The sequence below is a fragment of the Rhizobium sp. BT03 genome, assembly GCF_030053155.1.
GTDB lineage: Bacteria > Pseudomonadota > Alphaproteobacteria > Rhizobiales > Rhizobiaceae > Rhizobium.
Window position 1 is genome coordinate 2041878 of sequence record NZ_CP125640.1, and the last position, 15387, is coordinate 2057264.

11 protein-coding genes are annotated in these 15387 nt (G+C 64.0%); 7 read left to right on the forward strand and 4 right to left on the reverse strand.

The genetic code is table 11. The features are described from left to right. Positions 1–48: 48 nt before the first annotated feature. Positions 49–1845 (reverse strand): acyl-CoA dehydrogenase C-terminal domain-containing protein, encoded by a 1797-nt coding sequence (locus QMO80_RS10055; RefSeq protein WP_283199912.1) that lies wholly within the window; start codon positions 1843–1845, stop codon positions 49–51. Positions 1846–2085: 240 nt separating this feature from the next. Between QMO80_RS10055 and QMO80_RS10060 the strand changes: the two genes are divergently transcribed. The 6 genes from QMO80_RS10060 to QMO80_RS10085 all read left to right on the forward strand — a co-directional run bounded on the left by QMO80_RS10060 (position 2086) and on the right by QMO80_RS10085 (position 10558). Continuing rightward, on the forward strand, positions 2086–2775 hold the full coding sequence (locus tag QMO80_RS10060) for a DNA-3-methyladenine glycosylase I (RefSeq protein ID WP_283199913.1): 690 nt from the start codon (positions 2086–2088) through the stop codon (positions 2773–2775). A gap of 96 nt (positions 2776–2871) precedes the next feature. Then, positions 2872–3237, forward strand: coding sequence for a VOC family protein (locus tag QMO80_RS10065; RefSeq protein WP_283199914.1), 366 nt, complete (start codon positions 2872–2874; stop codon positions 3235–3237). 328 nt (positions 3238–3565) lie between these two features. Next, positions 3566–7345 (forward strand): peptidoglycan-binding protein, encoded by a 3780-nt coding sequence (locus QMO80_RS10070; protein ID WP_283199915.1) that lies wholly within the window; start codon positions 3566–3568, stop codon positions 7343–7345. A 664-nt stretch (positions 7346–8009) separates the two neighbouring features. Then, on the forward strand, positions 8010–8933 hold the full coding sequence (locus QMO80_RS10075) for a sulfite exporter TauE/SafE family protein (RefSeq protein ID WP_283199916.1): 924 nt from the start codon (positions 8010–8012) through the stop codon (positions 8931–8933). Next, positions 8933–9733 carry a TIGR02186 family protein gene (locus tag QMO80_RS10080; protein ID WP_283199917.1) on the forward strand — a complete coding sequence of 267 codons (801 nt, stop codon included), beginning with the start codon at positions 8933–8935 and terminating at the stop codon, positions 9731–9733. Before QMO80_RS10075 ends, QMO80_RS10080 begins: the two co-directional genes overlap by 1 nt. 243 nt (positions 9734–9976) lie before the next feature. Further along, the gene (locus tag QMO80_RS10085) at positions 9977–10558 is read left to right on the forward strand and encodes a transglycosylase SLT domain-containing protein (RefSeq protein WP_283199918.1); all 582 of its coding nucleotides are present in this window, start codon (positions 9977–9979) and stop codon (positions 10556–10558) included. A gap of 234 nt (positions 10559–10792) precedes the next feature. Here QMO80_RS10085 and pdeM read toward each other — a convergent pair whose 3' ends face one another. Genes pdeM through QMO80_RS10100 form a run of 3 tightly spaced genes read right to left on the reverse strand, consistent with a single transcriptional unit; the run spans position 10793 to position 14750 of the window. Beyond that, positions 10793–11518, reverse strand: coding sequence for a ligase-associated DNA damage response endonuclease PdeM (gene pdeM / locus QMO80_RS10090; protein WP_283200160.1), 726 nt, complete (start codon positions 11516–11518; stop codon positions 10793–10795). Between the two features lie 25 nt (positions 11519–11543). Beyond that, entirely contained in the window at positions 11544–14069 is a 2526-nt protein-coding gene (locus tag QMO80_RS10095) for a ligase-associated DNA damage response DEXH box helicase (RefSeq protein WP_283199919.1), read from the reverse strand. 48 nt (positions 14070–14117) lie between these two features. Then, positions 14118–14750 (reverse strand): YitT family protein, encoded by a 633-nt coding sequence (locus QMO80_RS10100; RefSeq protein WP_283199920.1) that lies wholly within the window; start codon positions 14748–14750, stop codon positions 14118–14120. Positions 14751–14880: 130 nt separating this feature from the next. Here QMO80_RS10100 and QMO80_RS10105 point away from each other — a divergent pair, with 130 nt between their 5' ends. Beyond that, positions 14881–15381 carry an Rrf2 family transcriptional regulator gene (locus QMO80_RS10105; protein ID WP_010002061.1) on the forward strand — a complete coding sequence of 167 codons (501 nt, stop codon included), beginning with the start codon at positions 14881–14883 and terminating at the stop codon, positions 15379–15381. The last annotated feature ends 6 nt before the right edge of the window (positions 15382–15387 follow it).

Here is a 15387-nt window from a genome sequence, read left to right on the forward strand (position 1 = left end):
CATCTGTCCTTCGGACATCTTCTCCCCCCTGGGGAGAAGGGGACACAATCAAAACGCTTCCGCGGCCAGCTCCATCATCGTGTCGGCGCCGGCTTCGATGCGGGTCTTGCGCAGTGCGGTTTCCGGCATGATGCGTTCCATGAAGAAGCGGGCGGTCACTAGCTTGTTCTTCAGGAAATCCTCGCGGGCTCCATCGCCTGAAGCAAGGCCGTCCTCGGCGGCTTTCGCCATCTTTGCCCACATATAGCCGAGAACGACAAGGCCGAAGAGATGCATGTAATCGGTCGAGCCGGCACCGGCATTATCGGGCTTGGCCATGGCGTTCTGCATGAACCACATGGTCGCGGCCTGGACATCGTTCAAGCCCTTCTTCAGATGCTTGGTGAAGAAGGAGAGCTTCTCGTTGCCGCGGTTCTCCTCGCAGAAATCGCCGATCTCCTTGAAGAGCGCCATGGCGGCGCGGCCGCCGTTCAAAGCGAGCTTGCGGCCGACGAGATCGAGCGCCTGAATGCCGTTGGCGCCTTCATAGATCATGGCGATGCGGGCATCGCGGACATACTGGCTCATGCCGTGTTCTTCGATATAGCCGTGACCGCCGAAGACCTGCTGGGCCATGACGGCATGATCGAAGCCCTTGTCGGTCATCACGCCCTTGAGGATCGGGGTGACGAGGCCGAGAATATCGTCGGCCGTCTGGCGCTCCTTCTCGTCGGTGGCGCGGTGGGCGATATCGGACTTCAGCGCGGTCCACAGCAGAAAGGCGCGGCCGGCTTCGTTGAAGGCGCGGATGGTCATCAAGGTCCGGCGAATATCCGGATGGACGATGATCGGATCGGCCTTCTTGTCCGGCGCCTTGGGGCCGGACAGCGAACGGCCCTGAATGCGGTCGCGGGCGTAGGCGGCGGCGTTCTGATAGGCGATCTCGGAAATGGCGATGCCCTGCAGGCCGACCATCAGGCGGGCCTCGTTCATCATCACGAACATGGCGTTGAGGCCGCGGTTCTCGGCGCCGATCAGGAAACCGGTCGCCTCGTCGTAATTCATGACGCAGGTTGCGTTGGCGTGAATGCCCATCTTGTGCTCGATCGCGCCGCAGGTGACGGCGTTGCGGGCGCCGAGCGCGCCGTCCGTGCCGACGAGGAATTTCGGAACGATGAAGAGCGAGATGCCCTTGGTGCCCTCGGGCGCGCCCTCGATGCGGGCAAGCACCAGATGGACGATATTGTCGGCGAGATCATGCTCGCCGGCGGAGATGAAGATCTTCTGGCCGGATATTCTATAGCTGCCGTCGGCCTGCGGCACCGCCTTGGTGCGCAGCATGCCGAGATCGGTGCCGCAATGCGGCTCGGTCAGGTTCATGGTGCCGGTCCAGGCGCCGTCCACCATCTTCGGCAGATAGGTGGCTTTCTGCTCGGCCGAACCGTGAACGAGGATCGCGGCGATCGCGCCCTGCGTCAGGCCCGGATACATCATCAACGACATGTTGGCGGCGGACGTATATTCGCCGACGGCGGTATGCAGCGTATAGGGAAGCCCCTGCCCGCCGAATTCCTCCGGCACCGCAAGACCGATCCAGCCGCCATCGCGATAGGCTTTGTAGGCATCCTGGAAACCCTTCGGCGTCGAGACGCTGGCATCGTCGTGGCGCGTGCAGCCTTCCTGGTCGCCGGAATAATTCACGGGAAAGAGAACTTCTTCGGCGACCTTTCCAGCCTCGCCGAGGATCGCCTCGATCATGTCAGGCGTCGCATCGGCAAAACCCGGCAGATTGTTATAACGTTCGAGGCCCAGTACGTCGTTCAGGACGAAGAGCGTATCGTTCACCGGGGCCTTGTAGACTGGCATCTCTCAAATTCCTCCCATTCGGCTGCCGGGTCGTGCCGGCCTTGGGAACCGTCTTACAAAATATTGACGTTTGCGTAAACGTCAAAATCGACATCTTTGCCGCCTTTCGCGAAAAAAATTGTAAGTGCCAATCTGCGGCTGCTGAAGAGGCTGACAGGACGTCATCTCCCCTTCCTTGTCCATCGTGGTACAGCGTATAAGCAGAAGTGTCTTTCAATCCGCAATTCAGGATGGCTTGAGATGATCAGTTTCGAGGCGATAAGGCAGCGTGCAGAGCAGCGGAAGGGCGGCGCGGCAGCGCTGCAGGCAATGCTCGACAAGCATCGGCCGGATCACGAGAAACTGCGCGCCATGCCCGACGACCGTATCCTCGCCGATATGACCCGGCGTATCTTCTACAGCGGCTTCGTCCAGAAGGTGATCGATGCGAAATGGCCGGGTTTCGAAGCGGCGTTTTCCGGTTTCGATCCGGCAACGCTCAATATCGCGCCCGACGACTATTGGCATGAGCTGACCTCGGACGAACGGATCATCCGCAACGGCGCGAAGATCATGTCGGTGCGCGCCAATGCCGCTTTCGTCAGGGAGCTGGCGAAGGAACATGGCAGCGCCGGCGCCTTTCTCGCCGACTGGCCGCGGGAGGACCAGATCGGCCTTCTCGACCTGTTGAGCAAACGCGGCAGCCGGCTCGGCGGCATGACCGGGCAATATTTCCTGCGCGGCATCGGCCGCGACAGCTTCGTCGCCACGATGGATGTGCTCGCCTGCCTGAGATCGGCCGGCGTGCCGCTGTCTGCCACCGGCACGGCGAAGAAGGACCAGCCGCTGATCCAGCAGGCCTTCAACGACTGGGCCGAGGAGACCGGCCTTTGCTTCATTCATCTGTCGCGCATCAGCGCCTATTCGATCGATGCAGGCGGGCCGCACTGAGATTCAGCCGGAAGTGAGCGCCTGAGGCCAAACAACTTTCGCGGCGGAGGCGAACAGGATAGGCTTCGGATCGTCGGAACCGAGAGGAGGACAGCGATGCCGCGCCTGGACCACGTCACGATCGAAACACGCGATGCGCCTCGCATGATCGGCTTCTTCAAGACCGTGCTCGGCGTCGAGGAAGGCTACCGGCCGCCCTTCCCCTCGCCCGGCCACTGGCTCTATCTGGACGACCGCCCGGTCATCCATCTCAGCCTGACATCGCGCGGCAGCGATTTTCCGCTGGGGATTTTCAACCATGTCGCCTTCAGCCTTTACGAATTCGCCCCGGCACTGGAGCGCATCAAGGCGAGCGGCTATCGCTACGAATATTACGATATCCCCGACACCGATCTCGGCCAGGTCTTCGTTTACGGCCCCGAAGGCGTGAAGATCGAGCTGCAATATAAGCGGCCGAGCTGAACGCGCCGGCGCCCGCCGATCCGGCGAATTGGCCGGCAATTGCCGGCAAAAACGGCGTTCGCAACACAAACGTTAAAAAATTCCCATCGATATTAACGGCTTGTTTACCACGTTTCGTGAAAGGTGCGGATTGAGCAGTAGCAATCCGCACTCCTTCTCCCAGTCTCGCGTTTGTCAGGGATGCCGCTACATCGTTCAGCTTGAGGAAAGTCTAATTGACTAACTTCTGATGAAGGATGCTCCGGCCGGCGTGAAGACGCGGGCCACAGACGGAAAAGCCAAGGATCGAGCTCTGACGAGAGGTCGAGCAGTCGAAGCGAGCAAGAAGATGAACGGATCGCGATCAAATCCTTCCCGGCAGTCCGACAGGACCTCGCTCGATGCGCTGAACCGCACGATCGAAGGTCTGGAGGCGCGCATCGAAGGGCTGATGGGCAGCGGGCGCGAACAGCGGCCGCGCACGGCACCAGCCGAGCGCGATCCCTATGCCGGCTCCAATGCTCAGCGCCCGGCAAGGGCGCCGCTCGAACAGCGGCCGGATCCGCTCGCCGAAATCCGCCAGCGCCAGCGCGCCCTTGAAGCCGGCCGCGAGCGGCCCTACACACGCGAGCCGGCCCCGCAATTGCGCGAACCCGCGCCGCGCGCCGCCGCCCCGCAGCCGGCAGCAGCCTTCCGCGCCGGCGACGATACGATGACGGAGATCGCCCAGGCGCTCGTCAATCTGCGCCAGGACCTGAAGCGCGACATTTCCGAAGGCGTCACCCGCGAGATGAGCGCGCTGCGCGCCGAACTGCGCGAGATCAAGACCAATGCCGGAGACGGCCGCTTCGCCGACGACATGCGCGCCGATATGGGCCGTCTTGCCCAGAGCATCACTCAACTGACCGGCCGTTCGAGCGCCCCGGAGGCCGCCGGCCTGCGCGAGGATTTCGAGGAGCTGCGCTCGCTGATGGACGGGCTGGCGCGCGAGGATTCGCTGCGCCATATGGAAAACCGCTGGGACGGCTTCGAAAGCCGGCTTGCCGCACTCGATACCGAGGGGCTGCAGGAAGAGCTGGTTTCGCTCGCCTACCGGCTCGACGACATCAAGCGGCATATCGGCGGCATGGGCGAGAGCCCGGCGGTCAGGGCGCTCGAGGACAAGCTCATTGCCATCGCCACGGCGATGGAGCAGTTCGGCAACATGATCCAGCCGCACGACCGGGTGATGTCGGAACAGTTCGCCGCCATGGACATGCGACTCGACGAGATCAGCCGGGCGATCGCCGCCAGCGGACGCGCGGCCGCCACCAACGATCCGGCGCTGATGCAGCGGCTGGAGGGCCGGCTTTCGGCGCTGGCCGATCAGATCGACCTGATGAGCCACGATGCGGCCAACCGCGTGAACCCTGATGACGAGCTGGCGATGCGGCTGGAGGCGCTGACATCCCGCGTCGAGGAGCTGACCAAGGCGGAAGCGACGTCGCGGCTCGACGAACGGCTGGAACATCTGTCCTATCTGCTGGAGCACACGCAGAAGGCCGCGCCGCAGCCCGATCTCACCGGACCGCTTTCCGACATTTCCCGCAAGATCGACGCGCTCGAGAACGGCGCCGTCAACGACGTGCTGGCGCAGCGGCTCGATCATCTCGCCCGACGCATCGACGAGATGGCCTATCAGCAGCCGGCGCCCGTGGCGGCGGTCGACGACGGCGCCTTCCGGCGTCTCGAAGGACGGCTGAGCGACATCGCCGCCCGGCTGGAAGAGAGCACGGCGGCAGCTCCGACCGATCCGCACGCGCTGAAGAACCTCGAAGACCAGATCGCCAATCTTTCGGCGCTGATGAGCGAGCCGCGCGAAAGCGCTGCGATCCCCGCCGATCTCGACCGGCGGATGGGCGCGATCGAAGATTATATGGCGACCAGCGACGAATATATCATCGAGGCGGCGCGCCAGGCGGCTGAGGCCGTCGTCGAGGCCTATTCGCGCAATGGCGCCGCCCAGGGCGGCGTGCCCGCCGCCGACATGTCGGCGCTGACGGCGCTGGCCGAGGATCTGCGTCACCTCGAGGATATCAGCCGCGACAGCGAGGAACGCACCCACAAGACTTTCAAGGCGCTGCACGAAACGCTGGTGCATATCGCCGACCGTCTCGACGGCATGGAAGAGCGTGGCGGGCGGATGAGTGCCCAGATGCCGGTGGCCGATGTCGATTTCGATGTCGATCCCTATGCGCTGATGGTAGCCGAGGCCGAGATGAACAGCGCGCCGGCCGCTGCCGTGACAGCGAAAGCCTCTCCTGTCATCCGCACCGCCGAGGTCGCCGAACCTGCCGCCCCGGCGCAAGCCACCGCCATGAGCGGAACGAGCGCGATCGCCATCGAGGCCGCGACCAGGACGCCGGAGGCTGCCGCGCCAACCCAGGCCCTGGCTCAGGCGCCGGCAAAGGCCGGCCTGCTTGCCAGTCTCGGCAAGCGGCTGCGGCCGGGCAAGAAGGCTGAGAACCGGGCAGCCGAACGCCCGATGATCGACCCCGCGCCGTCGATCGACCCCGCCGACGTGGTGCCGACGGATGCGGCCAACGAACTGCTCGAGCCGGGCTCCGGCGCACCCGACGTGAAGAAGATCCTCGAGCGCGTCCGCGCCAGCCAGAGTGCCGCACGCGGCAAACCTGCCGCCGAAACCGATCGCGCCGATTATATCGCCGCCGCCCGCCGTGCGGCGCAGGCTGCCGCGATGGAGGTGGACGCCAATCCGAAGCAGGCTGGCAAGGCCGAGAAGAAGGCAGCCGACAAGGCCGGCAAGATTTCCGACAAGACGGATAAGACAGGCAAGACCAGCGCCTTTTCGCGCTACCGGCGGCCGATCCTGCTGGCGGTCGGCGCCGTGCTGCTCGCGATCATGGCCTTTCCGCTCGCGAGAACGCTGACGAGCGGCGAGCGCGCGCCGCAGCCGCCGGCCGAGGTCTCGGCCCTGACCGGCGCGACTGAGAACCCGCAGCCGGCCTTGCCTGAAGCGCCATCCGCCCAGCCGGACAGCAATGCGGCAGAAACGGCCGCCCCCGCAGCGGAGGTGACGCCGCCCGCCGGCGAACAGGCACAGCCGGAGGCAGCCCCGCCGGTTGCCGGCGATCATCTGACCGACGCGACGCCGCTCGACGGCGAAGGGGCCGCGACGCTTACCCCCGGCGCACCGCAGGAGACGTCGGGCTTCGTTGCCAATACGCCGGCGGCAAGCGCGCCGCAGGCGGCGATCACCGTTCCCGACACCATCCAGCCGAAATCGCTTGCCGATGCGGCACAGGGCGGCGATGCGCTGGCGCTGTTTGAAATCGGCGCGCGCTATTCGGACGGGCGCAACGGCATCACCGTCGATCAGAAGCAGGCCGCAGGCTGGTACCAGCTTTCGGCCGACAAGGGCTTTGCGCCGGCACAATACCGGCTCGGCAGCATGTACGAGAAGGGCAACGGCGTCGAACGCGACATCGCCAAGGCCAAGGGCTTCTATGAAGAGGCGGCAAACCAGGGCAATGCCAGCGCCATGCACAATCTCGCCGTGCTCTACGCCTCCGGCGCGCTCGGCCAGCAGGATTATGCGACGGCCGCCTCATGGTTCACCAAGGCCGCCAACCTCGGCATCACCGACAGCCAGTTCAACCTGGCGATCCTCTGTGCGAGGGGCAACGGCGTTCCGGCGGATCTCGAGGAATCCTACAAATGGTTTGCGATCGCCGCCAAGGCCGGCGACAAGGACGCGGCGCAGAAGCGCGACGAAGTGGCAAACGCCATGAAGCCCGACCAGCTCGAACGCGCCCGCGCCAAGGCCGATCTCTGGAAGCCGGAGCCGCTCGACCACCGCAGCAATACCATCGACATTCCCGACGAATGGGCGGGAACGGGCCTGAAGACGGCAAGCGTCGACATGAAGAAGGCGATCCGCAACATCCAGGCGATCCTCAACAATAACGGCTTCGACGCCGGAACGCCGGATGGCGAAATGGGCGCCAAGACGGTCACCGCGATCAAAAACTTCCAGAAGTCGATCGGCCAGGAGCCGGACGGCAAGGTGACCGACGCGACCGTCAAGGCGCTGCTCGAACACAACAAGCAGGGAGCCAAGGCGATCTGAGAGGCGCCGCGGCGTCTGGTTTCCCTATTCTTCTCTCGGCATCCGAAGGACGGGGCGGTGCCCTTTGGGCGGATGGGCTTTCTCCGCCTTGGCAGAAAGTTGGGTGAAACGGCTACTACAATCTCCCTCATTCCTGTGCTCGTCACAGGAATCCAGTGCGCCCAAGTCCTTGGGCGCGAAAGACTTTTCCCCTTAGGATAGTGATTCATTCACGGCGCGGACGCGCCGTGGCTGGATTCCTGTGACGAGCACAGGAATGAGGGAAGAGAGTGTGGGACCGGCACCTTCTCCCGCACGCGGGGGAAGGGACGTGAGCTCTCCCTCCCTCACTGGCATCTCGCGAGGCACGCCCCTTGCCCCCGGGGGCAGCCGTCGTGTGCGAACCCCAAGACTCGGGCCGACTTTGTCCGCAATCCGAGCCTGGCGGCACTATGCCGCAAGGCTTTTTCCACTTTTTGCCCCTGCCCGTCATGCAATCTGAAAAAAGCCGGATTATGCGGGACATATCCATCCGCGCATCCGGCGAATCTTCTGCCACCGATCTCCATCGCTCGATCCAGGGCCGATCGAAAGCCTCTGGCAACGATTTCACAGTATGGTGCGCATTCGAACGGGGACGTGACAAAAACCGCCCGGCAGGAGCGGTCATCATTCGGGGTCGGCTGTGACAATCTATCTGCCCATCGCAGAATTGTCGGTGAACATCTTCATCATTCTCGGCATGGGAGCGGCCGTCGGATTCCTGTCTGGAATGTTCGGCGTCGGCGGCGGCTTTCTGATCACGCCGCTGCTGATCTTCTACAATATTCCCCCGGTCGTTGCCGTCGCCACCGGCGCCAACCAGGTCGTGGCGTCGTCGATCTCGGGCGCGATCACCCATTTCCGGCGCGGCACGCTCGACGTCAAGCTCGGCACGGTGCTGTTGATCGGCGGCCTCACCGGGGCCACGGTCGGCATCTGGATCTTCTCGCTGCTGCGCGCCGTCGGCCAGCTCGATCTGATCATCTCGCTGATGTATGTCATCTTCCTCGGCACGGTCGGCGGGCTGATGCTGCTCGAAAGCATCAATGCCATGCGGCGGGCGGCGCGCAACGAGCCGCCGGCGCCGCGCAAGCCCGGTCACCAGCACTGGGTGCACAGACTGCCGCTGAAGGTGCGCTTCAAGAAATCGAAGATCTTTCTCAGCGTCATTCCGATCGTCGCGCTCGGTTTTGCGATCGGCATCCTCACCTCGATCATGGGCGTCGGCGGCGGCTTCATCATGGTGCCGGCGATGATCTATCTCTTACGCATCCCGACCAATGTCGTCGTCGGCACCTCGCTGTTCCAGATCATCTTCGTGACCGCCTATACGACGATCGTCCAGGCGGCGACGAACTTTTCCGTCGACATCGTGCTCGCCTTCATCCTGATGGTGGCGGGCGTCGTCGGCGCGCAATACGGCGTGCGCGTCGGCCAGAAACTGCGCGGCGAACAGCTGCGTGCCCTGCTCGGCCTGCTGGTGCTCGCAGTCGGCCTGCGTCTGGCGATCGCCCTGGTGGTGACGCCGGCCGACGTCTATTCGGTGGTGATGGGGGCCGGCAACTGATGCGCCTGCTGGTCGCCATCATGACATTGCTTTGCCTGCTGCCGGCGGTTGCCGGGGCGCAATGGCTGCCGGGGCAGTCAACCGAAGCGGTCCGTGAAGGGCTGGAGATCGGCACGTCGACCAGCGAAATCGCCATCACCTCGGACTTCCACGGCGCCGATCTGACCATCTTCGGGGCACTGTCGAATACCGACCAGCTGCTGCTCGCCATCGGCCAGTATGACGTGGTCGTGGTGCTGGAGGGCCCGCGCCAGGATGCGACGGTGCGCAAGAAGGAGCGCGTCTTCGGCATCTGGGTGAATACCCGCTCGATGACCTTCGAATCCGTGCCGCACTCCTATTCGATGTCGAGTTCGCGGATGATCGACGACCTGACGACGCCACTCGAGCTGACCGACCAGGGGATCGGCATCGATCACATTCCGCTGACGCCGGTCGGCTTCGTCGGCGACGGCAGCAATCTCGGCGAATTCCGCGATGCCTTCCGGCGGCTGCAGCAGGGCGGCGGCTTCTACGACCGCAACCCGAGCGGCGTGCGCTTCGTTTCCTCCAACCTCTTCAAGGCGAGCCTGCGCCTGCCGGCAAACATTCCGAACGGCGTCCATACGGTGCGCGCCTATCTCTTCAAGAGCGGCATTCTGGTGACCGAGGAATCGCTGCCGCTGCGCGTCATCAAAACCGGCATCGAGCAGATGATCACCGACGCCGCCCATGGTCAGCCGATCCTCTACGGCTGCGCCTCCGTGCTGCTCGCCCTCATCACCGGCTGGGGCGCCAGCCTGATCTTCCGCAAGGATTGATCCGTCGGCTCCTGGGCTGAAGACCCCTCCCCACAAGGGGGAGGGACTTGGATGCCGCGCCGACATTATTCCTTTCGCCGTCTCATCCGTGGAAGCGTTGATGTTTTCGTTGGCGGTGCCGCGCATAGCCCTCCCCCTTGTGGGGAGGGGTGGCGGCGGCTCCTCAGAAAACTTCGTATTCGACTAAAAACCGGTCTTTAACATTTACGAGTTAGTAATCTCTCGGAAACGAGAGGTTTTGTCATGCGTACTCGTGTCATTCTGACCGCCATGGGTCTCGCGCTGCTTGCCGGCTGCGCGACGGCGCCGAAGCAGACGCGGAACATTTGCGCCGTCTTCGATCAGCGCGACGGGCTTTTCTCCAGCTGGCAGAGTGCGGCCGAGCGGACGGAGAAGAAATACGGCGTGCCGGTGCCGATCCTGATGGCGACGATGTACACCGAATCCGGCTTCCAGCCCTATGCGCGGCCGCCGCGCACCAAGCTGTTCGGCTTCATTCCCTGGACCCGGCCTTCGACCGCCTATGGCTATTCGCAGGCGCTCGACGGGACATGGGACCATTATCAGTCGCAGACGGGGAACTGGACGGCACGGCGGGCGAACTTCGCCGACGCGATCGATTTCATCGGCTGGTACCACGCCCAGAACAGCGCCGAGACCGGCATTCCGCTGAACGATGCCTATAATCTCTATCTTGCCTATTATTCCGGTCCGACGGGATACAAACGCGGCGACTGGCGCTCGAACGGGCAATTACAGCAGACGGCGCAGAAGTTCGCGCGGATGGCCGGGACGTATCAGCAGCAGTTGCGGGGATGTGATTAGCGATGATTGGGGGCGTGCCGTGGCTACCCCCCTCTGCCCTGCCGGGCATCTCCCTCACAAGGGGGGAGATCGGCAAAAGGCCAGCTCGCCGGTCCCTCTCCGACGTCGCGCGGAACGCCAGTTCGTCTTTACTTGGGGAAACCATCGCGCCCAGCCAATCTCCCCACTTGTGGGGGAGATGCCCGGCAGGACAGAGGGGGGTAGCCACGGCACGCCCTACCCGAATAGCGATCGCTACCCCCGCAAATTCCCATACCTGACCGAATAAATCCGATCGCGCCCCAGCAGGTGGGCGATCAGCGCCTCCCTGTCGAACAGGCCTTTCATCGCCTGATGGCCGAGATCCAGGCCGCCGCTCATGACGCCGAAGGCCGGCATCAGCAGGCGGGCGCCGTCGGTGGCGAAACAGGGGCGGCGGATGGATCTGTCGCGGCGGCGCACCGTTGCCGACGGGTGCAGGTGACCGGCGATTTCGCCGCTCTGCAGGCCGGTCCTCGGCTCGTGGCGGAAGGTCAACCCGGCATAATGCATCTCGTCGGTGCAGCTACCCGGCAGACCGACGACGCCGTCGGGATCATGATTGCCGTTGATCCAGATCCATTCGCGGCCGCGCGCCATCGCGACGATCAAGGCGCGGAAATTCTCCGGCAGATGCGCGGAGCCGATGCGGTCGTGGAAATTGTCGCCGAGCGAGACGACGAGCTTCGGATCATACCGCGAGATGACGGCGGCCAGCACGGTCAGGGTCGCCAGCGTATCATAGGGCGGCAGCATCATGCCGCGGCGGGCGAAGGCGGCGCCCTTTTCCAGATGCAGATCGGAGACGACGAGCAGGCCGGCATCGGGCAGATAGAGGGCGCCGAGCGGATCGCAGACGGCGGCAATGCCGTGGATCGATGTCTCGATGCCCGGCACCGCGGCCAATCCTGAAATGTCGCGCGCGAGCGCCAGGCGGTTCATCACGGTCGTTATTCCCAAACAGGTCTCAGGCCAGCGCTTCGGCGATCAGATCGTCCGCCGCTTCGGCGAGCAATGCGTCATGGGCCTCGCCCGGCACCGCCTCGCGTCCGATCTCCAGCATCACCGGCACGGCGAGCGGAGAAATATGATCGAGCGGGCGATGGGTGATGTGGCCCCTGATTCGCATCAGCATATCGCCAAGTCGGCTTATATCCAAAAGTCCGGTCGCCGCATCCTGCCGCGTCGCCTGCAAGAGGATGTGATCCGGCTCGTGGCTGCGCAGCACGTCATAGATCAGATCGGCCGACACGGTAATCTGGCGGCCGCTCTTTTCCTTGCCGGGATGGCGGCGTTCGATCAAGCCTGCAATCACGGCGCAATTGCGGAAGGTGCGTTTCAACAGGAAGGATTCGTTGAGCCAGGCCTCGAGATCATCACCCAGCATGTCGGCGTCGAAGAGGTCGGAAAGGTTGAGCCGGCCGTTGCCGATCATCAGGCCCATATCCTCCAGGCCCCAGATGGCGAGCGAATAATCGGTGGCAACGAAACCGAGCGGCTTGGTGCCCGCCCGGTCCAGCCGGCGCGTCAGCAGCATGCCGAGCGTCTGATGGGCGAGACGGCCCTCGAAGGGATAGGCGACCATATAGAAGCGGCTGCCGCGCGGGAAGGTTTCGATCAGGAACTCGTCGCGCTTCGGCAGCATCGACTTGTCCTGTTGCAGCGACAGCCAGTCGCGCACCTGATCCGGCAGTTGGCGCCAGCGGTCGGGATCGGCAATCATCGCCCGCACCTGTTCGGCGAGATAAGTCGACAGCGGGAATTTGCCGCCGGCATAGGAGGGGATCTTCGCATCGAGGGAAAAGGCCTGCGAGGCCAGGCATTCATTTTCGCGGATGCCCTCGAAGCGCAGCACCTTGCCTGAAAAAATGAAGGTATCGCCCGGCGACAATTGCTCGAGGAAATATTCCTCGACCTTCCCCAGCGTCGCGCCGCCGCGGCCGATCCGGCCGCCCTCGCCGCGCTTGACCATGCGGATATTCAGCATCGGGCTTTCGACGATGGTGCCGAGGTTGAGGCGATATTGCTGGGCGACCGCGGGATTGGAAACGCGCCAGCGACCCTCCTTCGTCTTGCGGATGCGGGCATAACGCTCATAGGTCCTGAGCGCATAGCCGCCGGTTGCGACGAAATCGACGACGCGCTCGAAGGTCTCCCAGGTGAGATCGGCATAGGGCGAGGCGCTGGTGATCTCGTCATAAAGTTCCAGCATGTCGAAGGGTTCGGCGCAAGCCATGCCGAGCACGTGCTGGGCGAGCACGTCGAGCGCGCCGCGGCCGACCGGCGGGGTATCCTGGGCGCCGAGATAATTGGCGTCGAGGGCGGCCTGGCACTCCATGACCTCGAAACGGTTGGCCGGCACGAGGATCGCCTTCGACGGCTCGTCCATACGGTGATTGGCACGGCCGATGCGTTGGGCAAGACGCGACGCCCCCTTCGGCGCGCCGACATGGATGACGAGATCGACATCGCCCCAGTCGATACCGAGATCGAGTGTCGAAGTGGCGACGACGGCGCGAAGCCGGTTTTCGGCCATCGCCGCCTCGACCTTGCGGCGCTGGGCGACATCGAGCGAACCGTGGTGGAGGGCGATCGGCAGGTTGTCGTCATTGATCGTCCAGAGTTCCCGGAAGAGCATCTCGGCCTGGCTGCGGGTATTGACGAAGAGCAGTGTCGTCTGGTGGTCGAGGAGCTTGGTGTAGACATCGGGAATGGCATATTTGGCGGAATGGCCGGCCCAGGGAATGCGCTCTTCGGTGGACAGGATCGAGATATTGGGCTTGGCGCCGCCTTCGACGACGACGAGGCCGGCATGATGCTCCCTGCCCTCCTGCCCGCTACCCTCCTGTTGGGCGACCAGCCATTTCTGCAGATCCATCGGTTCGGCGACGGTCGCCGACAGGCCGATGGTCTGGAGGCCGGGGGCAAGCCTGCGCAGGCGGGCAAGGCCGAGCGACAGCATATGGCCGCGCTTGGAGGTGACGAGCGAATGCAGCTCGTCGAGCACCACATATTTCAGATCCTTGAAGAAGCGCTCGGCCTCGCGGTTGGCGAGAAGCAGCGCGACCTGCTCGGGCGTCGTCAGCAGAATATCCGGCGGATTGAGCTTCTGGCGCTGGCGCTTGGCGTTCGGCGTATCGCCGGTGCGGTTTTCGACGGTGACCGGCAGGCCCATTTCCGCGACCGGCTTCATCAGATTGCGCTCGATGTCGATCGCCAGCGCCTTCAGCGGCGAGACATAGAGCGTATGAATGCCGGTGAAGGCGGAGCCCGGCGGAATGCGGCCGCGGCGGGTGAGATCGGTGAGCGACGGCAGAAAACCGGCAAGCGTCTTGCCGGCGCCGGTCGGCGCAATCAGCAGCGTGCTTTCGCCGGCCTCGGCGCGGGCAAGCAGCTCCAGCTGATGGGCACGCGGCCGCCAGCCCTTTTCCGCAAACCAGCGGGCAAAGGCGGCAGGCAGCAAAGGGCGGGCTTCGGAATCGATCTGGTCCACGCCCTGAAGGTAGTGAAAGCTCAGGGAAAGAGAAGAGCGGCCCTCTCCTCAGACTGCGATATACCGGTCCTTGCGGTGGTTGATGGCGAGCGTGAGGTTGAACACGATGGCGCCGAGCACGGAGCAGGCGATGATCGAGGGGCTGGCGACCAGGAAGGAGAGCGCCAGGATGATGCAGTCGAAGCCGAGCTGGACGAGGCCGGCGCGCCAGCCGAGACGATCCTGGATATAGAGGGCGAGAATGCCGATGCCGCCGAGGCTGGCACGGTGGCGGAAGAGCGCCAGCATGCCGGCGCCGATGACAAGGCCGCCGAAGAGCGCCCCGGCAATAGGATTGACGTGCCCGATGCCGATGAAGCCCGGCACGAATTCGGACAGCACCGAGGTCAGCGCGATGGCGGCGAAGGTCTTGATGGTGAAGGCAGGCCCCATGCGGCGGAAGGCGAGATAATAGAAGGGCAGGTTCACGGCAAAGAAGCAGAGGCCGAAGCTGAAGCCGGTCGCGTAATGGGCGAGGAAGGCGAGACCGGCCGTGCCGCCGGCAAGCAGCCCCGCGCCGGAGAGCAGCGATACGCCGAGCACGGCGAGCATGCTGCCGGCGACGATGCCCTGGGCGTCGTCGAACAGCGAGTGGCGGTCGGCGCTGGAGTTCAGAAGGCCTGTGAAGGCGTTGGCTGCCATGATCTTCCCCTGTCGTTTTTCCCGTTTCTATCCGCCGTCGGGAGAAAGGCAAGCCGCCAGCCGTAAGGTCTGCTCTTGACAGCCGATATAATCATGGATATCTTTTATCCACGATTAGGAGATTGCCTCGATGAAGATGAGCGATGGCGTCGAGCAGGCCATTCACAGCGTTGCGATGCTTTCCGGCCTTTCCGAGGGCGGCGTGCTGTCGGCCGCAGCCCTGGCGGAATTCCACGGTGTGTCGACGAGCTATCTGCTGAAACATCTGCAGGCGCTGTCCGGCGCCGGCATCCTCGATACCGTGCCGGGGCCGAAAGGCGGATATCGGCTGGCGAAGGCAGCGGAAGAGATTTCGCTGCTCGATATCCTGCTCGCGGTCGAAGGACCGGCACCGGCGTTCCGCTGCGCCGAAATCCGCCAGCGCGGGCCGAACCCGGTTTCCGACCGCTTCTTCGCCAAGCCCTGCAACATCAGCGCGGCGATGCTGCGGGCCGAACGGGTCTACCGGGCCGAACTCGCCAAGACCAGCATTGCCGATCTCGGCATCGAATTGAATGCCCTCGACGATGGATCGATCGCAGCCCGAGGCTGCGCCTTCCTTGAAATCCACGAACGCAAGACGGCTCGCTGAGCCCTA